Source organism: Paraburkholderia sp. BR10936 (genome assembly GCF_040965735.1).
Taxonomy (GTDB): domain Bacteria; phylum Pseudomonadota; class Gammaproteobacteria; order Burkholderiales; family Burkholderiaceae; genus Paraburkholderia; species Paraburkholderia nodosa_A.
Genome location: NZ_JBFRCM010000014.1, coordinates 26,821 through 53,343 on the forward strand (window position 1 = coordinate 26,821; position 26,523 = coordinate 53,343).

Here is a 26,523-nt window from a genome sequence, read left to right on the forward strand (position 1 = left end):
CGTATCGAGGCTGTGTGTTGTGAAAAACAGCGTCAGTAAAAAACGTCTTTGATCTGGTAGTACGCGCCGACGAGCGGCAAAAACCACGGCTTGCCCGTGTGGCCCGGAATGGCGGGCCACGCGAAATCGCGCCACGGGTTCGCACACGGGTTGCCGCTCATCACCTCGGCCATCACCTGGCCCATGTGCGTCGACATCTGCGTGCCGTGACCGCTGTAGCCCATCGAGAACCACACGCCTTCGTGCTGACCCGCGCGCGGCAGGCGGTCCGCGGTGATATCGACGAGCCCGCCCCAGCAGTAATCGATCCGCACCCTCGCGAGCGCCGGAAAGAGCTGCGCGAGCGTGCGCTGGAGGATGCGCCCGCTCCTCGCATCGGACGGCCGCTCCGACGCCGTGAAACGCGCCCGGCCGCCGAACAGCAGGCGCGAATCCGGCGTCACGCGGAAATAGTTGTGCATGAGGCGGCTCGTCGTATACGAGCGGCGATAGGGCAGGAGCCGCATGAGCTGCGCGGGCGGCAGCGGTTCCGTCACGACGATGAACGAGCCGACCGGCGCAAGACGCCGCCGGTACCACGCGAACGGCCCATGCCGCGAAGGACCCGTGGCGATCAATACCTGTTGCGCATGCAACGTTCCGCGCGCCGACTCCACGCGATAGCCGCCGCCCTCTTTCGCGATGGACGTCACGGCGGCGTGCTCGTAGAGCCGTGCGCCGCGCCGTACCGCGGCGTTCGCGAGCCCGACCGCGAAGCGGCCCATGTGCATCTGGCCGCCGTGCTTCTGTAGCAGTCCGCCATGGAAGCTGTCCGATTCCACCTCACTGCGAATCTGTTCCCGGCCGATGATCTCGACGTCCGGATCGACTTCGCGGCGAATCAGCTCGGCCGTTCGTTCGAGGTGTTCGAGGTGATGCGGTTTCGCCGCGAGCTTGAGCTTGCCCGAAGCGAGATAGTCGCAGTCGATGCCCTCTTCGCGAATGAGCCGCTCGACCGTGTCGACGGCCGCCGCGTAAGCGCGGTAGCAACCCTGCGCGCGCTCGACGCCCAGTTGCCCGCGCAGCGCCGCATAGTCCTGCGCCACGCCGGTATTGCACTGGCCGCCGTTGCGCCCCGACGCGCCGCCACCCATGCGCCCCGCGTCCAGCACCGCGACGCTCGCGCCACGGCGCCCGAACGCGAGCGCCGCGGAAAGCCCCGTGAAGCCGCCGCCCACCACCGCGACGTCCACGCGGCCTTCCACCGGTCCCTCGCTTGCGAGCAGACCGCCAGGGGCGGTGTCGAGCCAGTAGGAGTCGAGCTTCATCGGGCGGCCTCGGCTAGCGCGTTTCTCAAAGACCCAGTTGCGAAGCGAGTTCGCCGATCGTCTCGACTTCGTAGTACTCGTAGTACGGCGTGCCCGGCTCGTGGCCGCGCTTGACGAACGCCTTGTGCTCGATGCCCATGTCGTGCGCCGTCATGAGGTCGTAGCGCAGGCTCGACGAAACGTGCAGCACGTCGCCGGGGTTGCAGTTCAGCTGATCGAACATGTACTCGAAGCCCTGCATGCGCGGCTTGTACGACTGCGCCTGCTGCGCCGTGAATACGCGGTGGAACGGCGCGCCGAGTTTGTCGACATTGCTCTGGATCTGGTCGTCCGAAGCGTTCGAGAGAATCACGAGCTTGTACTTCTTCGCGAGGCGCGAGAGGCCTTCCGGCACGTCCGGGTGCGGGCCCCAGGTCGGCACGGCGGTGTAGAACTTTTCCGCTTCGGCCTCGATGAACTCGACGTTCATGCGCTTGCAGGCGCGGCGCACCGAATTGACGACCACGTCGCGGTACGGCTTCCATGCGCCGAGCACCTCGTCGCGGCGATAGCCCGCGAAGAACGCGACGAACTTCTCGAGGTCGGCGCCCTTGAGGCGGTCGCCATACATCTCGCGCGCCGTGTCGGCCATGCGGAACTTCGTCAGCGTGCCGTAGCAGTCGAACGTGATGTACTTCGGCTCGAAATCGATCATGATGGCAATCCTTTCGTGTGATGAACCCGCTTGGGGCTCAGTGGCGAAAACAGGTGGAAGTGCGTCCCTGTGGAAAATTTAAACAGCGCAAAATTTGGGGTTGGCGTCGAATCGTGGGGCCTGCACGGTATAAACGACGCGTTTGCAGGGGCCGCCGCAGCAGATTCTGCGGTGGCGCCATCGCGCGGGCCATAGCCGAATGACCGTGCGTTTTCGTGCGTGATTCGTCAGCTTTGCAGTCAGCATGGCGTCAGGTTCTCGTATCGATCAGCACGCTCTTGAAACGCAGGTGCGCTTCGTAACCCTGGCGCCCGAGATCCTTGCCCATGCCCGAGCGTTTGTATCCGCCCGTCGGGATCATGAAATCGTTGCTGCGGCCGTAGCGGTTGACCCACACGGTGCCCGCCTCCAGCGCGCGCACGAGGCGCAGCGCGCGGCCGATGTCCGCGGTGTGCACGCCGGCCGCCAGGCCGTATTCGGGATGCGAGGCGAGCGCGAGCGCCTCTTCCTCGGTGTCGAAGGTCTGCACCGTGAGAACCGGGCCGAAGATCTCGGCGCGCACCGCCTCGGTTTGCGCCGTCACGCCGGTGAGGATGGTGGGCAGGTAGAACGCGCCGGGCACGGGCGCGTCCGCGCGGCGGCCACCGCAGTAGAGCGTGGCGCCTTCGGCCACGCTGCGCTCGACGATGCCTTCGATGCGCGCGGCCTGGGTTTCCGAAATGATGGGCGGCAGCGTCGTGCCCGAAGCCCACGTCGCGCCGGCGCGCAACTCAGCGATAGCCTGCTCGATGCGCGACACGAGTTCGTCCGCAACGGCGCGCTCGACCAGCAGGCGCGAACCGGCCACGCACACCTGCCCCGCGTTGACGGCAATCGCGCCGGCGATGCGGCGCGCGACCTCGTCGAGCTTCGGCGCATCCGCGAAGACGATTTGCGGGCTCTTGCCGCCCAATTCCAGCGTGACCGGCTTCGTGCCGCTTTGCGCGCACGCCGCCATGATCGCCGAGCCCGCGCGCGTCGATCCCGTGAACGTGACTTTCGCGATGTCCGGGTGGCGCACGAGTGCGTCGCCGGTCGTCGCGCCGTCGCCTTGCACCACGTTGAAGATGCCAGGGGGAATGCCTGCCTCGATCGCGAGTTCGGCCAGACGCAGCACCGAGAACGGCGTCATCTCCGAAGGCTTGAGCACCACGGCATTGCCCGCCGCGAGCGCCGGACCGATCTTCCACGACGCCATCACGAGCGGGAAATTCCACGGCGCGATCGCGCCGACCACGCCATAAGGCTCGGCGATCGTCATGCCCAGATGGTCGTGATCGGTGGCCACGACCTCGCCGCCGAGCTTGTCGGCGAACTCGGCATAGAAACGGATGCCTTCCGCCGTGAACGGCACGTCCCACGCGCACACGTCGCGCACGGGGCGCGTCGAGCCGAGCGCCTCGAGCGGCGCGAGCGTGGCGGTGTCGGCGGCGATCAGGTCGGCGAAGCGGCGCAGGATGCGGGCGCGCTCGCGCGGCGCCATGCGTGGCCAGCCGCTCGTGCGAAACGCGCGCTTCGCGTTGTCGACGGCGTGGTCCACCCGTTGCGCGTCGCCAAGCGGCGCCGAGGCATAGACGACGCCGTCCGATGGCCGCGCGACCCCGATGCGCGCCGCGCCTTCGACGACCCACTCTCCGCCGATGAAGTGGCCGGCTTTTTCGGCCACTGAGGCAGCGACTGCGGCGGGATCGAACTGGTCCATGACTGGGTTCCCTCGACTTGGTCTCGATGGGAAATATCGTAGGTCCACTGCCACCGCATATTTCGCCGACAAAAAAGCCCAATCAGCAGAATCGACGCGTTATTGACCGTCCAACCCCGCGTTTTGCATTGCATCACGGGCGCTGGCGGGGCGCGCGCCCAAACAGGAAGATCGTCCTAGTCAGTCACGGCGGGCGATGCGATAGTCACGGGACGCGTATACAGAATCCGGAGGCCGGCGTGTCCGACCCAAACCTGAACAGCGTCATTACCTACCGCGCATTTACCGCCGACGATCTGGCCGCCGCGCATGCGTTGTCGACGGCGGTGCGCTGGCGGCACCGCCCCGAAGACTGGCGTTTCGCTGCCCGCATCGGCGAAGGCATCGTGGCCGTGGACGAAAGCGGTTCGCTCGTCGGCACGGCTTTCTCGTGGTTGTTCGGTCCCAACGCGGCGACGCTCGGCATGCTGATCGTCAAGCCCAGTCATCAGCGCCGCGGCATTGGCCGGGCCATGATCGAGCACTGGATGCAGGCGCTCGCCTCGCGCACGCTGCTGCTCCACGCGAGCGACACGGGCTGGCCGCTCGTCGAGCGGCTCGGCTTTACGCGCATCGGCCGCATTCACCAGCACCAGGGCGCAGCGTTTCAGCCGCCGCTCGTCTCGCTGCCCGCGGGCGAGCGGCTGCGCCCGATCGGCGCCAGCGACCGGCCCCGGCTCATCGAACTGGCGACGCGCGCAAGCGGCCTCGACCGCTCGGACATGCTGCCGAAACTGCTCGATCAGGCGAGCGGCATCGCGCTCGACCGCGACGGCGACCTGATTGGCTTCGCCCTCTTTCGCCGCTTTGGCGACGGGCACGTGATCGGCCCCGTGATCGCCCCCGATTCGCCGGATGCCTGCCGCGCCAAGGCGCTGATCAGCCATTGGCTCGCCTCCAACGCGGGCATGTTCGTACGCATCGACACGCCCGTCGATCTGGGACTCTCCGACTGGCTCGAAGGCGTGGGGCTGCCGCTCGTCGACCACATCGAGAAGACGGAGCGCGGCGCGCCCTTGCGCGTCGATACCCAGTTCAAGCAGTTTGCAATCACGAGCCAGGCGGTGTGGTGAGCGCGGTCGAATGGACGGCATCCGGCGTGCTACCACCCGGGCAGCGAACGGATTACCATTAGAGGATTCTCGCCTCGAGGGTGACGCTATGGCTACCTATGGTATCGACGGTGTCCGCATCAGTTCCTCAACGGACCGCGTAACACACGTGCGCTGGGCGCTGATCGACCCCCAGACACACGACTGGCTCTCGACACCCACCATCTCCGAAGTGGCGGCCGTCACCAACGACATCCGCTCGGGCGCCGTGGTGTATTCGGTATTTACGCTCGGCGGCATGAGATTTCTCGGTCCGAAGATCAAGCCGGTGCCGCATCCCAACGGAATCGATGGAATCGATCTGGAAGTGCCGGACGGTAACGTCGAAAAATCCATCGACGATCTACCGCGCGTCTAGCGGTGCTTCGATCGTTCCGCCGACTACCGGAAAGAAAAGTGCGCTGCGCCCGGATGGGCGCACATCGGCCGCTAGTCGCCAAAGCAGAATCGCCGAATCAAATCATTCGGAATACCGAATATTTGACCCGGCAAGCGACGGGCGAATGCGTTGCAGTCAGTCAGTTGTACCCGAGTATCGCCGACGTAGCGACGTCTGCGCGGTCGCTCGGGTTGCCAGCCAGTACGACGGTGGGCTCATGCAATAACGCGCGATAGGGGTGCAGATAAGGTTCGTTTTCCGGATCGGCGTCGTCCTGTTCGATCTCCTGGGAGTGGCTGTACTCACGTTTATCCATGATCGTCTCCTGATGTAGGGTCTAGTTGTTCGACAGTAGGGTTCCCTACATACCGGCTGAGCAAGTTTGGTGCCGCAGTCGCTTTCTATCATGCCGGCGGAGTCTCTTCTGCCGCGCCCGACTCTCAGGAAGTCGTGAGCTTCAGGTTCGGACGCAAGTCGTGAGTAACCGCTTCACGTTGCCCTTTGCGCAGGTCCGACACCTGTTCGATGCCGGCCTTCAGCACCTCCTCGCAAAACGCAATTCGCGTGCGGTAGTACTCGGCCTGCAATTGCGCATCGAGAACCCGCTGTTCGGCCTGGAAGAGTGCCATGCGCAATTCACTGAGCGCGCGTTGAGCCTGCTTCTCCGGCGTTGCGGCATTGTGGGCAATCAAGTTCGAAAGCCAATGCAACATGGATAAGCCCCCCTGTTTTCAATTTCACGATCGCACGCGTCAAGTTTGATAACCGCCCGAACTGTCGCTGGGAAAAGACTATCAGAGGCGAAGAAAACCAGTGTGTGTGCAAACGAACGTGTTGTATAAACGATGCAAAAAGGTCGTATCCACGACGCGCTTACATAGCGCGTTTTCATCGCATGCTTTCGTTGCACGCTGTGGTTGCAAATAGGGAGCGATACATGTCCGTGGTGCCGGATCAGCCGATCGAGATGGGGCGCAACCGTGACTATCCACAAGCTGAGGTTTTGCACATTTGCGCTGTGCATCGCGTTCGCGTTACCGGGCCCCGGCGTGTGTCTGGCGGACCAGGTGAAAGTCATGATGTCGGGCTGGTTTGCGCCAGCGTATCGTGATCTGGGCCCGCAATTCGAAGACGAGAGCGGCTATACGCTGGCCACCGTCTGGGGCGCTGCAACAGGCAACGCCCTGAATGCGATTCCCGTGCGGTTTGCGCGCGGCGAGTGGGCCGACGTGCTGATCGTGGTCAGCAATGCGCTCGACGACCAGGTTCGCGCGGGCAACGTGGTGCCCGGCAGCAAGGTGGACTTCGCACGCTCGCCAATCGGCCTCGCGGTGCGCGAGGGCGCGCCGCAACCGGACATCAGCACGGTCGACGGTTTGCGCCGCACGCTGCTTGCAGCGAAGTCGATTGTCTATCCGGATAGCGCGAGCGGCGTCTATATCGCCAACGAACTGTTTCCGCGGCTGGGCCTCGACGGGCGCGTGAAAAGCAGGAGCCGCATGGTTTCCGCCGAGCGGGTCGCCACTGTCGTCGCGAACGGCGACGCCGAGATCGGCTTGCAACAAGTCGTGGAACTGTTGCCGGTGAAGGGGATAATAGTGGTCGGCAGTCTGCCCGCGGAAGTACAACGTTACACGGTGTACTCCGGCGGCATTGCAGCCACAGCGAGAAATCCTGTCGGCGCAGAAGCGCTGATCCGCTTTCTGTCCTCGCCGGAAGCGGCGGCGGCGATCACGCACAGCGGTCTCGAACCGATCACGGCACCGCAACCTCCTCCGCTGCCGCTGCTGCAGCCGCAACCGGCGCCGCAACTGCCGCTGCAACCACCACCGCAACCGCAACTGGCGCCACAAGAACCGCAACCTCAACCGAATTGAGCGAAGCAGCCGTCCGGCCGATCGGCCATCACCGAAAGCCGGCCATCAACTGGCTGCCATCCCTTTTTCGGCCAGTTCTTTCTTCGCGCTTTCGTTCTTGGTCAGGTGCGTCAGGCCCATGCCGCGCAGGACGTTCGGCGCCTTCGTGAACTGGATGTTGTCATAGCCCACGATCTCGATGCGATTGCCCCAGGGGTCGCGAAAATCCAGAAATGGACCGTCGAGCGGCTTCACGCCCGCCGCCTTGAGTGCGGCGCGCGCCGCCTCCTTGTCATCGACAACGAGGCCGACATGGCGGCCGTCGTCGGCGGGCTGTTTGCGCCCCGCCTGCAACGCAATGAATTGATCGCCAAGATCGATGAAGGCCATCGTCCTGCTCTTGCCGCGCAACTGAAAGTCGAAGATGCGGCCATAGAATGCCAGCGCTTCCTCGATGTCGCCGACTTCCAGCGCGACGTGATTGAAGCCGATGACGCGCGGCCTGGTGGTTGAAGTGTCAACCATTTCCCCCTCCTTCTGCAGCCAGTGCATAGCATTCGCAAACTCGCCCGGAACCGAAATGCCGACGAGACACCTTCAAGTATGGGGATTGAAGTCGACTCGCACTAGCCGGTCAAACAAGATTTGTTGGAGTTATTTTTGAATAAGAATCGTACCCGATGCGGCGCGCGTGCATGGCGTAACCTATGATGGTTCGAGCGCAATGAGCCGGCAAACCGTGAGGGCACCAGCACCATGGACAGGACAGAGCGGACTATCAAGTGGCGCAGTTTGCCAAATGTAAGCAACGACGCGAACGAGCCACGCAATCCATTGCCTGCGGTCTGTGACGTCTCAGTGACGAACGTTTGCAACGCTGCATGCGACTTCTGCGGCTTTTCTCGTGAGAAGAAAATGGCAGGTCCGCGCCGCTATCTCGATCCCGATGCGTTCGAGCGTGCGATGCCGATGCTGCGCAGACGCAAGATTCGCTACATGACGCTGCAGGGCGGAGAGCCTCTGGTGCACCCGCAAATCGAATCGCTCGTAGGCTCGGCCACGAAAGCCGGCATCCAGTGCGGCGTGATCACGAACGGCTGGTTCCTTCCCCGCCACATCAAGCAGCTGGCTGACGCCGGCCTCAAGCGTCTCCTGATCTCGATCGATAGCGCGGACATGAGCGAGCACGAGCACAATCGCGGCCTGCCCGGCCTTGCGGCCCGCATCCGCGAGGGCATCACCCAGGCGCATGCTTTCGGCATCCCGGTTTGCGCAACGGTTACGGTGAGCCATCTGGTCCGTTACGCAGCGCTTCCCGAGACGCTCAATCAGCTTGGCTTCGATTCCGTGGTGTTCTCCTACCCAAGGCGCGACGCATTCGGTTCCACATCGCTCGTTTACGACGAAAATTCGAAGCTCGTCGACCTCAGCCGCGACGAACTGCTCGAAGCATTGAGTGCCATCGAGGCCCTCAAAAAGCGCTTTCGCGTGATGGACCCGGGCGCTGCACTGGACGAGGTCGCGCGGTTCGTGCGCGGCGAACAGCAACTCATTCCGTGCATCGCCGGCAGCAAGTATTTTTATATCGACTGGAACCTCGATGTCTGGCGTTGCGAACCGTGGCATGAGCCCATGGGCTCTGTGTTCGACCTCGACCGCCTGCCCGATCAACGCGAACCGTGCAACGCCTGCATGATGGGGTGCTACCGCCATGCCAGCGTGCTGATGCACGGCGCCAAGGCCGTCACTGACTCGGTCTATGCGCTCGGCAGGGGCGAGCTTCGCAGTGCTGTCAGCTTGTTGTTCCAGCGCGGCGTGGCGTATTCGCTGTGGGCTCTCGCCACCGAAGAACTACCTCGAACGGCGCTTGGCGCACTGGCAGGACGGAGCGGCGCACGCCGTTCATCGCCGCAAGGCGCATGAATCGAGGCTACGGGCAAATCACCGTCATGTTGAACGGGCCGCCGTTCGCCGCCGCGTGCGCGACGGCCTCGTTCGCATCGTCGAGCGCGAAGGCCGTCACGTCGAAATGGCGCAGATCGAGCAGTGCCCCGTTAATCAAACCTGTCATGAGCGTCACGGCTTGCGTGGGGTACATCCATTTGCCCCGCACCGTGATGTCATTGCGCATGATCCACGGATAAGGCAGTTCGAGCCCGGCGCCACCGAGCATGCCGACCCCGCCCATCAGGACCACGCGCCCGTATGGGCGCACCGCCATCACCGCGGCGCGCACCGTCGTCGCCGGAACCGATGGCGGCATCAGGTCCATTACGCAGTCGATCGGCCCAGGCGCCGCCTGTTGCATGCGTTCGCGGTCCGTTGCTTCGTCGCCGGAAAGCGCCACGGTCCGCACGCGCTCGCCGAAGTTGCGCGCCAGTTTGTCGAGCGCCTGTACGTTGCGCCCGGGGGCTACGACGCACCGCGCACCCATGGCGAGCGCGACCGCGACGCACGCGCTGCCGAAGTTGCCGGTCGCGCCGCTCACGAGCAGGATCTCGCCCGCCCGCAGATCGGACGCGAGCAGCCCGCCATAAGGCACGAGCAGCGTATTGAGCGCACACCATCGCGCAGCGTCGGCCGGATCGATGTCGCCGATACGCACCGCGTTTTCGGTCGGCACCCTAAGCTGTTCCGCGAACGGGCCGTCATGAAAATAGCGCTGCAATTTCTGGCCGCCCTCGCCCCGCGCGCTCCAGCCCTGCAGCACGATGTCGGGCATGAGCGCGTCGTCGCGCGCGCGCACCGTCGGATCGCAGAACACCCAGTCGCCCGGTTGCAGTTTCGTCGCATCCGGGCCGACGGTCCGGACCCGGCCGATCGCGCCGCAACCAGGCACGATCGGCAGGTCGATGGGATAGCGGCGTTCTCCACTAAACACTTCCTGCGCATAGGACAACACCGGCGCCGCAACGACGTCCACGACGACCTCGCCAGTGCCGGCGGTGGGGTCCGGTATCTGTTCGATCGTGAGCGGCGCGTTGAGGGTTTTCAGAATGGCAGCTTTCATGGCGCTTCCAGAAGGGGGAACGAGCCGATTCTGGCAGGCTTAGAATGGGCAACAAGGCCCGCTGCGATCCCAGGATTGCGCAGTCCCACCCACCCTGCACGAAGCGAACGCGATGACAGCCACGACACAAACCCAATTCGGCGATTTTCTGCGCTCCCGGCGCAAGAAGCTGAGCCCCGACGACGTCGGCCTCGGTGGCGGCCGGCGCCGCCGTACGCCCGGCCTGCGGCGTGAAGAGGTCGCGGAACTCGCGGGCATCGGCGTCGACTGGTATGTCCGGCTCGAGCAGGGGCGCGCGGTCAGCCCTTCGGCTTCGACGCTCGATGCACTTGCCCAGGCACTGCGGCTCGACAAGGCCGAAGCCGCCCATTTGCGCGTGCTCGCGCAGCGCGGCGAGCCGCGCGTCTTCGCCCGCGAGAGCGTGCCGCCGACCCTTGCGCGGATCGTCGCCAGTCTCGGTCTGCCCGCTTACGTCACGGGCCGGCGCTGGGACATCCTCGTGTGCAACGAGGCCGCCTCCGATCTGCTTGGCTTCGATCGCCTCGCTGCGGAAGATCGCAACATCATGATCTACATGTTCATCGAACCGGAGGCACGGCGGCTCTTTGGCGCGGGCTGGCCCGATGAAGCGCGCCGCATGATCGCGCTGTTTCGCACGAGCCACGACCTCCATGCAGGCGACCCGGCGTTCGTCGAACTGGTCGAGCGCCTGCGTTCAGGCAGCGAGGAATTCGTGAGGTGGTGGAGTGCGCACGACGTGCGCAGCGGCGCGTCGGGCCAGAAGGTCCTGGCGCACGCGAAGCACGGTACGCAGCGCTACGAGTACGCAACGTTTCAGGCGAACGACGATCCGGCGCTGAAACTCGCGATTTATACGCCGGTCGACACGAATGCCGTCTAGCCTAGCGCGGCAACCAGCGTATGGTGCGCCCGCTTGCCGGCATGGTGTTTGACGCTCTGCCGGTGCGCACCGGACGTCGGGGCGCTCGGGTACGATGCGAGCCGCACCCTGACGCCGTGCGAGCGCGCGAGCATCGAATAGTGATGATGCGCACGGGCGCTTGCGTAATAGCGCGGTTCCACGACCGGCGTGTCGTCGCCGTTCAGCCATCGCCGTATCGTGACGAGATCGGCAGAGCGTCCCCACGAGGTTCGCGAGCCGAGCAGCGCAATCATCACCTGCCCGTTCGGCATGTTCGCATCGACCACGATGCAGCGCCCCGCCTCGCGGATATAGCCCGTCTTTGCGACCAGCACGTCCCAGTCGGCTGAGCTCACTATCGGGTCGGTGTTGTGATAGAACCGCGTCCTCGTGCCGATCGCCTCTTCGTAACGGGGAAGCGTCGTGTATTCGCTGATCAACGGATAGCGCGCCGCGGCGTCCGCCATCTTCACGACATCGCGCGCCGTCGAGAGATTCTCGGGCGAGAGCCCGGTTGGATCGTCGAAGTGCGTATTGGCCATATTCAGCGCGCGCGCCTTATCATTCATCTGCCGGATGAACGCCGCCTGGCCGCCCGGGAACGCATGTGAAAGCGCGGATGCAGCGCGGTTCTCCGACGCCATGAGCGCAAGACGCAGCATCTCTCCTCGCTTGAGCGACGCACCGATAGGGATGCGGGACCCCGTATGCTTGAGCCGATCGATGTCGTCGTTGCCGACCGTCACCGTCTCTCCCAACGGCTGGGCGCTGTCCAGCACGACCATCGCCGTCATCAGCTTGGTGAGCGACGCGATCGGCTGGGCCTCGTCGGCGTTCTTTTCGAGCAGGACTTCGTGGCGCGCGACGTCATACACGATCGCGCTGTGTGAATGGAGGAATGGCGTCTCGCCCCACGCGACGAACGGCGCCGAAGCGAGCAATAGCGCGCTGAGGAATTTTTTCATGGCGTTCACACCCTGGGACGGCAATCAGGCGATGGCGGGTCCAACGTGCAACTGATCCCCAACGATTCAACTGTAGTTGCTCGTTGCACGAATGAGTGTGGGAAAGAGGACAGAATTCTTGTCCTTCACGCCGAGTATTCAGCGGCTTGCGAAAATTCACCGGGCGTCAGCGAATCCGCCCGTTCCATGGCGTCAGGCAGACAGCCGCTCGACAATCTCATCGAACGAAGGCCGCCTGTCGACCTGCTCGGCGAAACAGTCTGCAATCAGCGCATCGAAGCCGGCGTCGCGTTCATTAGCCTCTGCGGCCAGACGTTGCGCGAGTTCTTCCAGCAGACAGCCGAACGCACGCACCTCGATGCGCTCGAGCGCCTGGGACTGTGCGCGATCGTCGATATCGTGAAAGGACGCCGCGCCGAAGTCGCCGAGCAATACGTGCCCTGAGCCGTCGTGCAGGATGTTGTGCGCATAGAGATCGCCGTGCATGATCCCGCGCCCATGCAGATGCCGCGCCGCCGATGCGATCCCGCGCGCGATCTGCAGTGCGACTGGCCTGTCGAACAGAACATCGGCTGCATAGACGTCCCGCGTACACGAGTCGAGGCTCGGCGGCCCGGCGAGATTGGCGAACGACGGAGGGATCAGTTCCATCACGAGGCCGTGCTCGCCCAGCGGATGACCCGTGATCTTGCCGAGCACCGGGATGAGGTTCGCGTGCGGCCCGGCTTGCAGGCACGCCGCCATTTCCAGTTCCGGCAAACCGTCGCTCGTGACCGCGCCCTTGAACAGCTTGACGGCCACCGCCTCCACCGGATGCCCGTCGCGCAGGAGACGCGTCGCGCGATGCGTCACGCCCGATGCGCCCTCGCCGAGCGTTTGTCCGAGTGCGAGCGTATGCCAGTCGATATCGGGCACCGGCGAATCGGCCAGCGCCACCTGCTCGCGCACCACGTTCAGCGGATTGCCGGCGTAGGCGAGCCACGCCAGGCGCGGCAGGCGCAACAGCCAGTCGGGCAAGGCGTCGAGCCGGTTCGCCGAAAGCCGCAGCAGCTCGAGCCGGCTGCACGCGGCCATCGTCTCGGGCAACGAGCGCAGCCGGTTGCCGGCAAGCATCAGCTTCTGCAGATTCGGACGCTCGCCGATTTCGGCCGGCAGCGCGTCGACGTCGTTATCGGTCAGGATCAGCCAGCGCAATTGCGGCGGCAGCGCGCGCCCCGTAACGCGGCGGATGCGGTTCGCCTTGAAGCCGATCATGCTCAGCGATTCGCAGTCGCCGAGTACAGGCGGCAACTCGGTGAACGGGTTGTTCGAAGCGAACAGTATGCGCAGACGGCGCAGCCTCGGCAGGTCGTCCGGCAGCGACGTGAGCGCATTGCCCGAGAGGTCGAGCACCTCGAGGGTGTCGGCGAGATCGAAGATTTCGCGCGGAAATTCGGTCAACCCGCAAGCGAGCTTGAGCTGTCGTGCGCCGGCGAGTTGCCCGTCACGCAGTTGTTCGAGAGTAGCGGTCTTCACGCGTGAATTGAATCGAGTAATGGCAAGGAAGTCGCAAGCGCCGCTGCACAACGCAGCGCCGACCATCGCAATTCTAGCGGGTGACTCGCCTGGACTGCATCCTGGGCCGCATTTCCGACTGCATGCTTCAGGAATGCGCCGGGTCGCTTGCGGCAGCCTGCTCAGGCACGCTCGACGCGGACCAGCCGCCGCCCAGCACCTTGTACAGCGTGACCTGATTCGAGAGCTTCGCCAGCTCGTCGGTGACGAGTTGCTCCTGTGCCGTATAGAGCGTGCGCTGCGCGGTGAGCACGGTCAGGAAGCTGTCGGTGCCGGTCTTGTAGCGCGCCTGCGCGAGGTCGTAGTAATCCTGCGCCGATTTCACGTAGTCGCGGTCCGCCGCGACCTGATCGACATAGGTCGCGCGCCCCGCCAGTGCGTTCGACACTTCCTTGAACGCCGTCTGAATCGCCTTTTCGTAGTCGGCCACGTCGATATCCTTCTCGATCTTCGCAACGTCGAGCGACGCCTTGTTGCTGCCGTAATCGAAGATCGGCATCGTGATCGTCGGCGCGAACGTCCACGCGCCCGTGCTCGCCTTGAACAACTGCGAGAGGCTCGTGCTAGCAGTGCCGGCGCTCGCCGTCAGCTCGATCTTGGGAAAGAACGCCGCGCGCGCGGCGCCGATGTTCGCGTTCGCCGCCTTGAGCGTATGCTCCGCCTCGATGATATCGGGCCGTCGCGCGAGCAAGTCGGACGGGATGCCCGCATCGACGTCCGCGAACATGGCGTCGCTCTCGAGCAGCGTAGGCCCCGTGGCGAAGTCGTCGGGCAACGGACAGCCAATTTCGGCGATCAGATTGTTGCGGTCCTGCGCGACCGCGCGCGTGTATGACGCCACGCTCGCGCGTGCGCTCGCAAGCGACGTCTGCGCCTCGCGCACGTCCTGAAGCGACGCGCTGCCGATCTTCATCATGCTCACCGTGAGGTCGTAGGTGTTCTGGTCGGCCGCGGCGGTGTCGGTCGAAACCTTCAGCAAGGTCTCATCGGAGAGCAATTGCAGATAGTCGGTCGCGACATCGGCCACGAGCGAAAGCTGCGTGCTCGTGCGCGAGGCCTGCGTCGACAGATAGTTCTCGAGCGCCTGGCGCTTGAGGCTGCGGATGCGCCCAAAAAAGTCGATTTCCCACGACGTCGTGCCGACGGAAACGGTATTCGAGTGGCTCACCGCGCCGTCGGTGCGCGTGTTCGTGAGCGAGCCGCCGGCGTCGATCGTCGGCGCCAGCTCCGCGCGCGTGATGCGGTACTGCGCCTCGTACTCGGCCACCTGCAGCGCCGCCACCCGCAAGTCCCGGTTGTGGTCGAGTGCGAGCGCGATCAGTTCCTGCAGGCGCGAGTCCTTGAAGTAATCGCGCCAGCCGACGTCGGCCGCGTTCGGCGCCGCAGGTGATGTTGAGGGCGTAGCCGCCGATGCACCCGTAGCGTACGCGGCGCCCGTTGGCCAGGCGGTGGCGACCGGCGCAGCGGGCCGTTGATAAACCGGGTCGAGAGAACACGCACTCAATGCTGCCGCACAGAGCACGGACAGAAGCTTCAATTTCATTCCTGGTCCTTTGCGTGCTGCACGGCTTCGCCGTCGCCATGCTCCTTGAACAGCCGGCGCACGACGATGAAAAACACGGGCACGAAGAAGATGGCGAGCGCCGTCGCCGCGATCATCCCGCCGGCGACGCCGGTTCCGATCGCATGGCGCGCGGCCGAGCCCGCGCCGGTGCTGATCACGAGCGGCAGCACGCCGAACACGAACGCCAGCGATGTCATCAGGATCGGCCGCAAGCGCTGGTGCGCCGCCTCGAGCGTGGCCTCGACGAGCCCACGGCCCTGCTCCTGGAGGTCCTTCGCGAATTCGACGATCAGAATCGCGTTCTTCGTTGCGAGGCCGATTGTCGTCAGCAGGCCGACCTTGAAATAGACGTCGTTCGACAGCCCGCGCAAATGCGCGCCCAACAACGCGCCAAGCACGCCGATCGGCACCACGAGAATGACCGCGAGCGGCACCGACCAGCTCTCGTACAGCCCCGCGAGGCACAGGAACACCACGATCAGCGAAATCGCATACAGATACGTGGCCTGCGAACCGGCAAGCACTTCCTGATACGACTGCCCCGTCCACTCGATGCCGAATCCGGTGGGCAACCGCTTCGCGAGATTTTCGACCGCGGCCATCGCCTGGCCGGTGCTCACACCGGGCGCGGGCTGTGCGCTCATCTGCATCGCCAGTTCGCGGTTGTAGCGCTCGATCTGCGGCGGCCCGAACGTCCAGCGCGTGGTGGCGAATGCGGAGAACGGCACCATCTGGCCGTCGTAGCCCGACGTCGTCGTGGACGTTGTAGACGTTGTAGACGTTGAAGCCGAAGTCGAACTCGACGACGAACTCGAGGATGACGAAGTACTCGACGACGACGAATCCGCGCGCACATACCATTGCCCGATGTCGTCCGGCATCATCCGGTACGGTGCGTCCGCCTGCACGTAGACCTTCTGGATCCGCCCGGTATCGATGTAGTTGTTCACGTACGCGGAGCCGAACGCGGTGGAAATCGTCGTGTCGACATCGGCGATCGACAGCCCGAACGCACTCGCCTTCTCGCGGTCGATATCGACGTAGAGCTGCGGCGTATCTTCGAGGCCGGCCGAGCGCGTCATGGCGAGCGACGGTTCCTTCGCGGCCAGCGCGAGGAACTGGTTGCGCGCCTTCAGCAGCTTGTCATGCCCCTGGCCCGCGCGGTCCTCGATCTCGAAGTCGAGGCCGCTTTGCGTGCCGAGACCATGAATCGCGGGCTCGTTCATCACGAAGATCTGCGCATCGCGATTGCCCGCGAAGACCGCGTTCGCGCGATTGATCACCGCCTGCGCGCTATCGTTCGACCCGCGCTGGCTCCAGTCCTTCAACTGCACGAACGCCAGCGCATTGTTCTGCCCTTGCCCGTTGAAGCTGAAACCGTTCACGGCCATCACGTGCGTTACCGCGGGCTGCTTCAGAAAGTATTGCTCGACAGCTGCCACGGTCTGAAGCGTCTTCGAAGAAGGCGTGCCGACCGGCGCCGAAATCGATACCATGATCGAGCCCTGATCTTCCTCCGGCAGATACGACGAAGGCAGCGTCACGTACAGAATGCCGACCACGCCCGCAATGAGTGCATAGCCGAGCATCCAGCGCGCGGGCCTGGCCACCACGCGCGCAAGCGTGGTGCTGTAGCGCGCATTGCTCTTCGTGAAGAAGCGATTGAACGCGCCGAGCAAGCCGGGGCTCTGCGCGTGCTCGACGGCCGACGGGTTCAGCAGGCTCGCGCAGAGCGCGGGCGTGAGCGTCATGGCGAGTAGCACCGAGAGCACCATCGCCGAAACGATGGTGACCGAGAACTGGCGATAGATCGCGCCGGTCGAGCCGGAAAAGAAGGCCATCGGGATGAAGACGGCAGTCAGCACCGTCGTCACGCCCACGAGCGCGCCGGTGATCTGGCTCATCGCTTTCTTCGTGGCCGCCTTCGCGTCGAGCTTTTCCTCGGCCATGATGCGCTCGACATTCTCGACGACGACGATCGCGTCGTCCACGAGCAGGCCGATCGCGAGCACCATCGCGAACATCGAGAGCACGTTGATCGAGAAGCCTATCGCCGACATCACGCCCAGCGTGCCGAGCAGCGCAACCGGCACGACGATCGTCGGAATCAGCGTCGCACGCAGGTTCTGCAGGAACAGATACATCACGAGGAACACGAGGATCACCGCTTCGAAGAGCGTCTTCATGACCTCCTCGATCGAGATCTTCACGAACGGCGTGGAGTCGTACGGATACGCAATCGCCACGTCTTTGGGCAATTGCGGCTGCAGCTCTACGAGCTTCGCGCGCACGGCCTTCGCGACCGCCATGGCGTTCGCACCCGTCGAGAGCTTGACGGCCAGCGCGGCCGCCGGCTTGCCGTCGAGCCGCGAGGACGTATCGTATGAATCGCCGCCCACCTCGACGCGCGCGACGTCCTTGAGGCGAACCTTCGAGCCGTCGCTGTTCACGCGCAGCAGAATGTCGCCGAACTGGTCGGCAGTCGTCATCAGGCTCGACGCCGAGATCGTCGCATTGATCGCCTGGGAGTCCGTAGCAGGCGCGCCGCCGAGTTCGCCGACGGAAAGCTGCACGTTCTGATTGGTGACCGCTGTCGTCACGTCGGACGCAGTGACGCCGAAGCTGCGCAGCTTCACGGGATCGAGCCAGATCCGCATGGCGTGCTGCGCGCCAAAGAGCGTGACGTCGCCCACACCGTTGATCTGGGTAAGCGGGTCCTCGATCTGCGTGGCGATGACATTGCCGAGGTCGATCGAATCGAGCGTGCCGCCCGGCGACGAGAGCGCGACGATCATCAGAAAGTCGCTCGACGCCTTCGCCACTTGCACGCCCTGCTCCTGCACCGTCTCCGGCAGCGAGGCGGTGGCCTGGGTCACCTTGTTCTGGACCTGCACCTGCGCGATGTCCGGGTTGGTGCCGGGCCTGAACGTCAGGTTGATGGTCGCCTGCCCCGCGCCGCTGCTCGTCGACGACATGTACAGCAGGTTATCGATGCCGGAAAGCTTCTGCTCGATCACCTGCGTGACGGTCTTCGCGACCGTGTCGGCGGAAGCGCCCGGATAGGTCGCCGTGACCTGTACCGAAGGCGGCGCGATGGTCGGATATTGCTCGATCGGCAACGTGGTGGTCGCCGCAGCGCCGATCAACATGATGACGATCGCAACGACCCACGCGAGGATCGGGCGCTGAATGAAGAAACCTGCCATGCGCCCTCCTTACGACTTCGCAGCAGACGCAGCAGCGGCTGCGGTGGCCGAATCCGCGGCCACGTGAACCGCCTCGCCGGCCTGCACCTTTTGCAGCCCGCTCACGATCACGCGATCGCCGGCTTGCAATCCGCTCGTGACGATCCACTGGTCTGCATAGGCACTGTCCGCGTGTACCGCAACCTGCTTCGCGTGTCCGGTCGCATCGACGACCCATACGCTCGCGCTGCCGTCCGAAGCGCGCGTGACCGCGAGTTGCGGAACGAGCAGCGCGTTCGTGCTCTCGCCCTCGTCGAGCTGCGCGCGCACGAACATGCCGGGCAGCAGTTCGCCGTCCGGGTTCGGGAAGACCATACGCACCGTCACCGAGCCCGTTGTCGCGTCAACGGTGATGCCCGAAAACTGCAGCACGCCAGCGTGTGCGTACTGCGTGCCGTCCTCCATCACGAGCTGCACCGCCGCGCCCGTGCCCGAACGCTTGAGCCGGCCCGAGGCAAACGCCTTGCGCAAGCGCAGCCAGTCGGCGCTCGAACGCGTGACGTCGAGGTACATCTCGTCGTATGCCTGAATGGTGGCGAGCGCCGTGGTCTGCTCTGAAGTCACGAGCGCGCCTTCGGTCACCGACGAAGCGCCGATGCGGCCCGAAATGGGCGCCGTGATCCGCGTGTAGCCGAGATTGATACGCGCCGACTCGAGCGATGCGCGATCCGCGATCACATCGGCCTCGTCCTCGCGAACGGCCGCGATCGCATCGTCGTTGTCCTGTGCGCTGACCGCGTTGATCTTCACGAGCTGGGCGTAGCGATCGGCTTTCGTCTTCGCGGAAGCGAGCGTTGCCTCGGCCTTCGCGAGCGTGCCGCGCGCCTGATCGTACGTCGCCTGGTAGGTGGCCGGATCGATCTGGTAGAGCACCTGCCCCGCCTTCACGTCCGAACCCTCGACGAAGAACCGCTTCTGGACGATGCCGCCGATTTGCGGCCGCACATCCGAGACCTTGAGAGACGAAAGGCGGCCCGAAAGCTCGGCCGTCATCACGATGCGCTGCGGGGCGAGCGTCTTGACGCCGACTTCGACGCTCTGGCTGGCGGGGTTAGCGGGCATCCCGGCGTCGTGACGTTGACAGCCGGCGATCAATATGGCGGTCGAGCAGAAAAGCGCCGCGCCGAGGCGTTGGCCCTTCCTGTTCCATCCCTCTCTTGCATGAATCTGTTGTGGCATATATTCCATCGAATCGTGCGTTGACGCGCCCTGCCAGAACAAGGCAAGGCGCAAAGCCATTGACTCGTAGTACTAAGCGGTTGAAGTCTTGCAGCCCGGAAAGGCTGATGCCTCGTTGCGCATCAACTTTGAACCCTGAATTAATGTCCCGGTCACATAACTAAACTGAACGGTATGGTTTATAATGGAACGATCGATGACTGTCAATCGCCTTACCCGGCAACGAATGTTTCATTCCATGACGGACGAGGGTATTGGCGTGGACGCTCGCGTCCCAGGCCCGAGAACAAGTGAGGAAGGGAGACCCGATGAGAAAGAAGACCGAAGAAAAGCGTCAATCCATCATCGAAGCCGCGCTGGCAGTGTTCCGGGACGTCGGCTTCGAGCAGGCGTCGATGACGCAAATCGCGGCTCGTTCGGGCGCGTCGAAGGCGACGCTGTATAGCTATTTCGAGTCGAAAGAGGCGTTATTTGCTGAAACAATGACGAGCCGCGCCGGAAGGGAAATCCGGCATGCGTTCAGTCAACTGACGCTCGAAATGCCGCTGGGCGAGTCGCTCGTCGCGTTTGGGGTCCACTTCCTGACGGCCGTGCTGCAGCCCTCTTTTCTCGCAACGCGCCGCCTGTGCTACCAGGAGGTCGACCGGTCGAACGTGGGCCGAGCCTTGTATGAATCGGGTCCAAAACGGGGCTTGATGCACGTGCGCGACTTTCTGGCGAGCGCGATCGAGGCGGGCACAATCCGGCCGTGCGATCCAGGCGTCGCGGCGCGACATCTACTGGCGCTTCTCGAAGCCGAGTTGGTCGAAATTGCGACGCTAGGCTATGAGGTCAAGGCCTCGCGCGCGAAATTGCTGGAGGTCGTGAACCGGGCAATCGATGTATTTCTCGCGGGCTATGCCGTGACAGCGCCGCAAGCGAACCGCAAGGGTCCGCAGAACGCAAAATGATGGCGGGATTCGCGAGCGCAAGCCCGCATCAGCAAGGCGCAACATGCGGAATCATCGCAGCCTGCCCGTGCAGCACACCCGTTTCGTCGATCAGTTGCCATACGGTCGCGCGCTCGATCCAGAAGCGCTGCCCCGACCTCGTGATGCGGATGCCGCGATAGTCTTTCACGAAGCCTTCGCGCGTCACCGAATCGAGAAATGCCTGCCGCTCGCTACGCTCGGGCGCCTGCGCGGAAAGACGCGAAGGCAGCGCCGTGATTTCGTCCCAGTCGTAGCCGAAGATCGCTTGCGCGCGACGATTGCCATACATGAATACGGGGTCCGCCTGCGTGCCGTGCGCAAGCAAGCCGAACGGCGCGCGTTCGTAGAGCCAGGCCGCGCCCTCTGTGTCGCCCATGCCTTCGGGAACGAGCGCGACGCCCAACAGGCGGCGATAGCTGTTCGCGAGAAGGCGAAATAATTCGGTATCCGTGTTCGGCGACATTCAGACTGGCTCCTTCGAGTCGAGGGGTTGCTTGCGCGTTGCGCAATTCTATCAACCGCTTGTAAAAACCCGCGCCCTGCCTCACGATCCGCCGTCTCGATGCGCCAACTACGGACATCCACGATGTCTATCTGCACTTGCACCCGAATCCGGCTTGCTTCGGGTGAAGTGGTAAAGGCCATCGAGATCAGTGGCCGAAGCGGCCTCGTGTATCGGCGCAATTCGCAGACCGGTCAGATCGAAGCGCTGGAAAGTGCGAGAAGCTGGGTGTCGCTGCATCCGTCGCTTCACCGTCCCTCGCCTCAACGGTATCTCGTCACGCCAGACAGCCGAGGCTCGATTCGAAGCGTTTGAAGGAGAGGCCGATCTCTAATTCGCCGCGCCGCACGCGCATGGTGTTCGCAACGGCTTACGTATGACGAAAGACGGCGTAATCCGCAAAAACTCAAGAACAGCAGACTTGAGCCGTAATAGGGAAGTCGGCGCGTCATGCGCCTTGCATTTTTAGCCATTCGAACCCCATGAAACTCAGCCGCAAGATTCCCCTCGCCTTCGCCGCGTCGCTCACCCTCATGTCGGCGGGTGCGTTCTACGGCATCCACACGCTCAACCAGGCGATCGATACCTACCGCACCACCGTGCAGGACGCCGCCGCGAACGAGCGCATGGTGTCGGCCACGCTCGTCGAGTTCAAGCTGCAGGTGCAGGAGTGGAAAGACACACTCCTGCGTGGCAAGGACCCGCAAAAACTCGATCGTTACTGGAGCGCGTTTCAGAAGCGCGAGCGCACCGTGAACGATCTCGCCGCCGGGCTCGAAACGAAGCTGCCCGAAGGCGAAGCGCACACGCTCGTCGCGCAGTTCGCCGAGGCGCACGAGGCGATGGGCCAGGGGTACCGCAAGGGCTTCGAGGCGTTCAAGGCGGCCGGCGCCGATCCTGTTGCGGGCGATACTGTGGTCGCCGGCGTCGATCGCGCGCCCGCCCAGCTGCTCGACCGCGCCGCACAGATCATTGCCGCCACCAACGCGCAAGTGGCCGCCCAGGCGGCGGTGCAGGCCGCGCACGCCACCATCGTGAGCGCCGTGCTGATGGTGGCCGCGTTCCTGCTCGCGCTGGCGGGCGGCGTGCTGTTCAGCCGTACTGTCACGAGCCCGCTGGGCCGTGCCGTGGACTTTGCGCGCGAGGTCGCCGACGGCGACCTGTCGACCGATCTGCATGCACATGGCGACGACGAGACCGCGGAACTGCTCACGGCGCTTTCGAAAATGCAGACGAGCCTCGCACGCGTGGTGAGCGAAGTTCGCGCCAACGCCGAAGGCGTGGCAACGGCGAGCGCGCAGATTGCCTCGGGCAACCAGAATCTGTCCTCGCGCACCGAAGAGCAGGCTGCATCGCTTGAAGAAACGGCCGCGAGCATGGAGGAGCTGACGTCGATCGTACGCATGAACGCGCAGAACGCGGAGCACGTCAGTTCGCTCGCGGGAACGGCGGCGCAGACCGCGGCGCGCGGCGGCACGGTGATGCGAGGCGTGGTCGGCACGATGCAATCTATCGCGGACAGTTCGAGCAAGGTCGGCGAGATCATCGGCTTGATCGACGGCATCGCGTTCCAGACCAACATCCTTGCGCTCAACGCCGCCGTCGAAGCGGCGCGTGCGGGCGAGCAAGGCCGCGGTTTCGCCGTTGTCGCGGGCGAGGTTCGCACGCTCGCGCAGCGCAGCGCGAGCGCGGCGCGCGAGATCAAGGCGCTCATCGAGCAGTCGAAAGTACACGTCGAAAGCGGATCGTTCCAGGTGGCCGACGCCGGCCACATCATCGACGAGATCGTCGAAGCCGTGCAGCGGGTTTCCGGCACCGTGCAGGAGATTTCGACGGCGTCGCGCGAACAGTCGACGGGCATCGAGCAGGTGAACATCGCCGTCACGCAAATGGACGAAGTCACGCAGCAGAACGCGGCGCTCGTGGAGGAGGCTTCGGCCGCGACGTATGCGCTGGCTGAGCAGGCACACGCGCTTCGCGAGACCGTGTCCGCGTTCAGGCTCAGGGAAGGCGCCATTGCCTGACTTCGAGCGATTGCCGCGCGCGCCCTGGGGGACATAAGCGCCGCGTCCTCCCGCTCTGAGCCTGCAACCCCGGCTGGTCTGTGCAACGCAGACTGGCCGTAATTGACTGGCACGCCCGGCCGCGGCGCGCCTTGCGGCTCGGGCAACCACCGCCGCCGGGTTCGCGCTCCAATTTTGTGAGGCGATACGCCGCACTGAAACTTCGCTCCCATTGCTTGAAAGCAAATCTTACGAAATGTAAACTTAATGCAAGCTTTGGATTCGGACGCAGTCTTCCCGAGGCTTCCCTCGAAGCTCGAGTCAATCCATCGATAACTTAGTCATCCTTTACTTCCTTGCCCTGGAGAAAACCATGAACTCGTACATCAACCGACTCAACGCCACGTTCGCGATCGCCGGCCTCCTCATGATGGCGCCGTTCATGGCCATGGCCCGCTTGCCAGCGCCGAGCGCTGTCCCGCATGGCGAATCTCTCGTCAAGAAGCGCACGTCGAACCGCTTCGCCGATGAGGAGCGTCGCGCCAGCGAATCCGGTGGAAGTGAATCCGTTAGTTAGTGATCAACATTCCTAAGTAAAATTCATCTCACTTCCTCTTTTCTTGAACGTTATTTGGAGCATTCACCATGAAAGCGAAAGTCACGACACTCTTCGTTATTGCCGCCCTGCTCGCCACGACAGGCACCGCGTTCGCATCGCAGCCCGAACACCGGCCTGGCAACCCGCCACCTACGTCGATCGAACGAGCCAACCGTCCGGTCGGTGCGATTCCGCATCGCGACTGGCATCGTGGCGACCGCCTGCCGCCTGAATACCGTGATCGGATTTTCGTGGTCGAAAACTGGAATCAGCATGGCCTGAAAGCGCCCCCGCGTGGCTACCACTGGGTCGGCGTAGCCGGCGACTACGTGCTCGTTGCCAGCGCGACCGGCGTGATCTCGACGGTTCTGACCGCCGGCAGCCATTGATCATGCCGTTGTCTTTCCACGATATGCCCGCTCTTCGCCGCAACGCGGCCAAGGGCCGGCAACCAGCAGCGACCTGAAATCGAGCCGCAACGACGGCAAAACAACTAACTCTCGCAAATCCCCGGCACGGCAACTTTCTGGAAGATATGCGGCGACGCGATCACCGAGGAAGGATAAGCGGCCAGACTCGACCGGAACGCCGGCGCAGAGAATGCCGCCCGAAAATGCGCCGTGGATTCCCACACTGCGTAATTCATATAAGCCGGTTGCTCTCCGATCGCCCGGTGGAGCTGCGTTGAAATAAAGCCGGCTTGCTGCTTCATGAGCGCAGCGTCTTCCTGCCAGGCCTCCAGAAACTTCGCCTCATCGGCCAGATCCAGTGTGAAAACGTTCACGAGCACAACGGGCTCGGCGTCAACGGCAAGTTGACGTTCGATCGGGAAAGAAGGATCAAGCGGTCGCAATTGCAGCATGGTGCACTCCAGAGTCTAAAAGCATGATGTCAACCGGTCATGGCCAATATATAGTAAATTGACATGATGATGTCAATTTAGAAATAGGGTGCCATATGCGCGAACTCGCGAGAACACCGGTCGGCGAACTCCTGTCGGGCATCATGCTCGAGCTCTTCCGGCTCAATAGCGGACTGCTCACTTCGGGCGACCGCCTGGTCGAGGGCCTCGGCCTCACGAGCGCACGCTGGCAGATGCTCGGCGCCATCAGGGCCGCGCAACGGCCGCAGCCGGTGGCCTGGATTGCCCGCGATCTGGGGGCCAATCGGCAAAACGTGCAACGAATCGTGAATGACCTGGCCAACGACGGTCTGGTCCGCTTCGAGGCCAACCCTCACCACCGCCGCGCGCAGCTTGTCGTTTTGACCGACGAGGGCCGGCAAGCTTTCGAAGCGGCCATGCGTCTTCAGGCCCCCTGGATCAACCAGCTCTCCGCTGGCGTGACCGCCAGCGAAATCAAGACCTTGCACCGCGTCATCACGAAATTGCAGTCGAATCTGGACCAAATGGCCGGAGCCGACGAGCCGGATTGATCGACAGCGCTGCTTGCGCATGCAATGTGCTACAGCAGGGCATCGTTACCATCCGCGAGGCGAGGCCCACGCATGTCGACCATTGCCCTCATTGTCGTGACGGTCGCGGTGACGCTCGTCGTCATCCTGGTGATCGCGAATCTCACGAGCGGCGAAAAGAAGATCGAGCACAAGATCGACCGGCTTTACGCGAGCGACAGTCCGCAGTTCATCCGCTCGATGGGGCTGCTGCTCGGGCCGCCCGTCGTGGGAGGCAATCGCTTCGAGGTGCTCGTGAACGGCGACGAGATCTTTCCGTCGATGCTGGCCGGCATCCGCGCGGCGCAGCACACCATTACCTTCGAGACCTTCATTTACTGGTCCGGCGCGATTGGCGAAGAAGTCGCCCGCGCGCTGTCCGACAAGGCGCGCGCGGGCATCGCCGTGCACGTGCTGCTCGACTGGGTCGGCTCGTCCAAAATGGACAAGCGTTATCAACGCATGCTGCGCGAGGCGGGCGTCCAGCTCGTCCTGTATCACAAGCCGCACTGGACGGGCCTCGGCCGCATGAACGACCGCACGCACCGCAAGTTGCTGGTGATCGACGGACGCATCGGTTTTACGGGCGGCGTAGGCATCGCCGACGAATGGACCGGCCATGCGCAGGACGAAAAGCACTGGCGCGATACGCACTTTCGCATTGAAGGCCCGGCGGTCGGACAGATGCAGGCGGTCTTCATGGACAACTGGGTCAAGTCGACGGGCAATGTGCTGCACGGCCCGCAGTACTTTCCCGCGATCGACGCCGCGGGCAACGGCCTCGCGCACGTGTTCAGCAGTTCGCCCTCGGGCGGCAGCGACGACATGGAGTTGATGTACCTCATGGCGATCACCGCCGCGGCGCGCTCCATCCATTTGTCGACGGCGTACTTCGTGCCGGACAAGCTGACGATCAACGCGATCGTCGAGGCGGCGAAGCGCGGCGTGAAGGTGCGCATCATCACGCCGGGCAAGCGCATCGATACTCACACGGTGCGCGAGGCCTCGCGTGCGTGCTGGGGCGACCTGCTCGCGGCCGGCGTGGAGATGTACGAGTATCAGCCGACGATGTTCCACTGCAAGCTGATCGTCGTCGACGAATATCTGGTGTCGGTCGGCTCGACCAACTTCGACAGCCGCTCGTTCAAGCTCAACGACGAGGCCAATCTCAACATCTACGACCGCGATTTCGCGCGCCAGCAGACGGCCATTTTCGATGCCGACGCTGCCCTCGCCAAACGCATCACGCTCGAAGACTGGCGCCGCCGGTCGTTACGGGAAAAGCTGCTCGAACACGCAGCCGCCCTCCTCGATTCGCAGTTGTGACGCCTGCCGCGAGCGCCGCGCCGCCAATCGACAAGAAAGCGAAGATCGCCGACAATCGGTGCCCGACATTGGGCTGTCGACAAAGCAAACAGAAAAAAGGGACC

Annotated in this window: 25 protein-coding genes; 11 read left to right on the plus strand and 14 right to left on the minus strand. The window is 63.9% G+C overall.

The window, feature by feature from the left end; translation table 11 throughout:
* Positions 1 to 32 precede the first annotated feature (32 nt).
* From AB4Y36_RS26370 to AB4Y36_RS26380, 3 genes are all read right to left on the minus strand, one after another.
* Positions 33 to 1,307, minus strand: a complete 1,275-nt coding sequence (locus AB4Y36_RS26370; RefSeq protein WP_368684560.1) for an NAD(P)/FAD-dependent oxidoreductase — start codon at positions 1,305 to 1,307, stop codon at positions 33 to 35.
* A 25-nt stretch (positions 1,308 to 1,332) separates the two neighbouring features.
* Positions 1,333 to 2,001, minus strand: coding sequence for a haloacid dehalogenase type II (locus AB4Y36_RS26375; protein ID WP_069266570.1), 669 nt, complete (start codon positions 1,999 to 2,001; stop codon positions 1,333 to 1,335).
* 250 nt (positions 2,002 to 2,251) lie between these two features.
* Positions 2,252 to 3,742, minus strand: coding sequence for an aldehyde dehydrogenase (locus AB4Y36_RS26380; RefSeq protein ID WP_069266571.1), 1,491 nt, complete (start codon positions 3,740 to 3,742; stop codon positions 2,252 to 2,254).
* 239 nt (positions 3,743 to 3,981) lie between these two features.
* Here AB4Y36_RS26380 and AB4Y36_RS26385 point away from each other — a divergent pair, with 239 nt between their 5' ends.
* Together AB4Y36_RS26385 and AB4Y36_RS26390 are read left to right on the plus strand one after the other, a co-directional pair.
* Entirely contained in the window at positions 3,982 to 4,854 is an 873-nt protein-coding gene (locus AB4Y36_RS26385) for a GNAT family N-acetyltransferase (protein ID WP_069266572.1), read from the plus strand.
* An 88-nt stretch (positions 4,855 to 4,942) separates the two neighbouring features.
* Positions 4,943 to 5,251 (plus strand): hypothetical protein, encoded by a 309-nt coding sequence (locus tag AB4Y36_RS26390; protein ID WP_069266573.1) that lies wholly within the window; start codon positions 4,943 to 4,945, stop codon positions 5,249 to 5,251.
* Positions 5,252 to 5,411: 160 nt separating this feature from the next.
* Here AB4Y36_RS26390 and AB4Y36_RS26395 read toward each other — a convergent pair whose 3' ends face one another.
* Both AB4Y36_RS26395 and AB4Y36_RS26400 read right to left on the minus strand, forming a co-directional pair.
* The gene (locus AB4Y36_RS26395) at positions 5,412 to 5,588 is read right to left on the minus strand and encodes a hypothetical protein (RefSeq protein WP_368684561.1); all 177 of its coding nucleotides are present in this window, start codon (positions 5,586 to 5,588) and stop codon (positions 5,412 to 5,414) included.
* A gap of 124 nt (positions 5,589 to 5,712) precedes the next feature.
* Positions 5,713 to 5,964, minus strand: a complete 252-nt coding sequence (locus AB4Y36_RS26400; protein ID WP_342948844.1) for a hypothetical protein — start codon at positions 5,962 to 5,964, stop codon at positions 5,713 to 5,715.
* 288 nt (positions 5,965 to 6,252) lie between these two features.
* Here AB4Y36_RS26400 and AB4Y36_RS26405 point away from each other — a divergent pair, with 288 nt between their 5' ends.
* Complete coding sequence (locus AB4Y36_RS26405; RefSeq protein WP_368684562.1) at positions 6,253 to 7,149, plus strand: substrate-binding domain-containing protein; 897 nt, start codon at positions 6,253 to 6,255, stop codon at positions 7,147 to 7,149.
* Positions 7,150 to 7,194: 45 nt separating this feature from the next.
* Here AB4Y36_RS26405 and AB4Y36_RS26410 read toward each other — a convergent pair whose 3' ends face one another.
* Complete coding sequence (locus AB4Y36_RS26410; protein WP_256094883.1) at positions 7,195 to 7,680, minus strand: VOC family protein; 486 nt, start codon at positions 7,678 to 7,680, stop codon at positions 7,195 to 7,197.
* A gap of 204 nt (positions 7,681 to 7,884) precedes the next feature.
* Between AB4Y36_RS26410 and AB4Y36_RS26415 the strand changes: the two genes are divergently transcribed.
* On the plus strand, positions 7,885 to 9,051 hold the full coding sequence (locus AB4Y36_RS26415) for a radical SAM protein (protein WP_342948842.1): 1,167 nt from the start codon (positions 7,885 to 7,887) through the stop codon (positions 9,049 to 9,051).
* Between the two features lie 7 nt (positions 9,052 to 9,058).
* Here the strand turns inward: AB4Y36_RS26415 and AB4Y36_RS26420 are convergent, their stop codons facing one another.
* On the minus strand, positions 9,059 to 10,138 hold the full coding sequence (locus AB4Y36_RS26420; RefSeq protein WP_368684563.1) for a medium chain dehydrogenase/reductase family protein: 1,080 nt from the start codon (positions 10,136 to 10,138) through the stop codon (positions 9,059 to 9,061).
* Between the two features lie 112 nt (positions 10,139 to 10,250).
* On the opposite strand from AB4Y36_RS26420, the gene AB4Y36_RS26425 reads away from it, so the two are divergent.
* Complete coding sequence (locus AB4Y36_RS26425; protein WP_368684564.1) at positions 10,251 to 11,039, plus strand: helix-turn-helix transcriptional regulator; 789 nt, start codon at positions 10,251 to 10,253, stop codon at positions 11,037 to 11,039.
* Here the strand turns inward: AB4Y36_RS26425 and AB4Y36_RS26430 are convergent.
* From AB4Y36_RS26430 to AB4Y36_RS26450, 5 genes are all read right to left on the minus strand, one after another.
* Complete coding sequence (locus tag AB4Y36_RS26430) at positions 11,036 to 12,025, minus strand: D-alanyl-D-alanine carboxypeptidase family protein (protein WP_368684565.1); 990 nt, start codon at positions 12,023 to 12,025, stop codon at positions 11,036 to 11,038. The two genes, AB4Y36_RS26425 and AB4Y36_RS26430, sit on opposite strands and share 4 nt — an antisense overlap.
* Positions 12,026 to 12,217: 192 nt before the next feature.
* Positions 12,218 to 13,540, minus strand: coding sequence for a leucine-rich repeat-containing protein kinase family protein (locus tag AB4Y36_RS26435; RefSeq protein WP_368684566.1), 1,323 nt, complete (start codon positions 13,538 to 13,540; stop codon positions 12,218 to 12,220).
* Between the two features lie 127 nt (positions 13,541 to 13,667).
* Positions 13,668 to 15,122, minus strand: a complete 1,455-nt coding sequence (locus AB4Y36_RS26440) for an efflux transporter outer membrane subunit (RefSeq protein WP_368684567.1) — start codon at positions 15,120 to 15,122, stop codon at positions 13,668 to 13,670.
* On the minus strand, positions 15,119 to 18,349 hold the full coding sequence (locus tag AB4Y36_RS26445) for an efflux RND transporter permease subunit (protein ID WP_368684568.1): 3,231 nt from the start codon (positions 18,347 to 18,349) through the stop codon (positions 15,119 to 15,121). Before AB4Y36_RS26445 ends, AB4Y36_RS26440 begins: the two co-directional genes overlap by 4 nt.
* Before the next feature lie 9 nt (positions 18,350 to 18,358).
* Positions 18,359 to 19,486 carry an efflux RND transporter periplasmic adaptor subunit gene (locus AB4Y36_RS26450; protein WP_368684662.1) on the minus strand — a complete coding sequence of 376 codons (1,128 nt, stop codon included), beginning with the start codon at positions 19,484 to 19,486 and terminating at the stop codon, positions 18,359 to 18,361.
* A gap of 389 nt (positions 19,487 to 19,875) precedes the next feature.
* Between AB4Y36_RS26450 and AB4Y36_RS26455 the strand changes: the two genes are divergently transcribed.
* Positions 19,876 to 20,517, plus strand: a complete 642-nt coding sequence (locus AB4Y36_RS26455) for a TetR/AcrR family transcriptional regulator (protein WP_069266582.1) — start codon at positions 19,876 to 19,878, stop codon at positions 20,515 to 20,517.
* A gap of 28 nt (positions 20,518 to 20,545) precedes the next feature.
* Here AB4Y36_RS26455 and AB4Y36_RS26460 read toward each other — a convergent pair whose 3' ends face one another.
* Positions 20,546 to 21,001: an MEKHLA domain-containing protein gene (locus AB4Y36_RS26460; protein ID WP_069266583.1), complete on the minus strand. Its 456-nt coding sequence runs from the start codon at positions 20,999 to 21,001 to the stop codon at positions 20,546 to 20,548.
* 521 nt (positions 21,002 to 21,522) lie between these two features.
* Here AB4Y36_RS26460 and AB4Y36_RS26465 point away from each other — a divergent pair.
* The 3 genes from AB4Y36_RS26465 to AB4Y36_RS26475 all read left to right on the plus strand — a co-directional run bounded on the left by AB4Y36_RS26465 (position 21,523) and on the right by AB4Y36_RS26475 (position 24,030).
* Positions 21,523 to 23,064, plus strand: a complete 1,542-nt coding sequence (locus AB4Y36_RS26465; protein ID WP_368604394.1) for a methyl-accepting chemotaxis protein — start codon at positions 21,523 to 21,525, stop codon at positions 23,062 to 23,064.
* Positions 23,065 to 23,416: 352 nt separating this feature from the next.
* Complete coding sequence (locus AB4Y36_RS26470; RefSeq protein ID WP_368684569.1) at positions 23,417 to 23,620, plus strand: hypothetical protein; 204 nt, start codon at positions 23,417 to 23,419, stop codon at positions 23,618 to 23,620.
* Between the two features lie 68 nt (positions 23,621 to 23,688).
* Positions 23,689 to 24,030 carry an RcnB family protein gene (locus tag AB4Y36_RS26475; protein ID WP_368684570.1) on the plus strand — a complete coding sequence of 114 codons (342 nt, stop codon included), beginning with the start codon at positions 23,689 to 23,691 and terminating at the stop codon, positions 24,028 to 24,030.
* A 104-nt stretch (positions 24,031 to 24,134) separates the two neighbouring features.
* Here the strand turns inward: AB4Y36_RS26475 and AB4Y36_RS26480 are convergent, their stop codons facing one another.
* Positions 24,135 to 24,503 (minus strand): antibiotic biosynthesis monooxygenase, encoded by a 369-nt coding sequence (locus tag AB4Y36_RS26480; protein ID WP_368604395.1) that lies wholly within the window; start codon positions 24,501 to 24,503, stop codon positions 24,135 to 24,137.
* 95 nt (positions 24,504 to 24,598) lie between these two features.
* Here AB4Y36_RS26480 and AB4Y36_RS26485 point away from each other — a divergent pair, with 95 nt between their 5' ends.
* Together AB4Y36_RS26485 and cls are read left to right on the plus strand one after the other, a co-directional pair.
* The gene (locus tag AB4Y36_RS26485; RefSeq protein WP_069266587.1) at positions 24,599 to 25,075 is read left to right on the plus strand and encodes a MarR family winged helix-turn-helix transcriptional regulator; all 477 of its coding nucleotides are present in this window, start codon (positions 24,599 to 24,601) and stop codon (positions 25,073 to 25,075) included.
* A gap of 72 nt (positions 25,076 to 25,147) precedes the next feature.
* Entirely contained in the window at positions 25,148 to 26,419 is a 1,272-nt protein-coding gene (cls, locus tag AB4Y36_RS26490; protein ID WP_069266588.1) for a cardiolipin synthase, read from the plus strand.
* Positions 26,420 to 26,523: the final 104 nt, after the last annotated feature.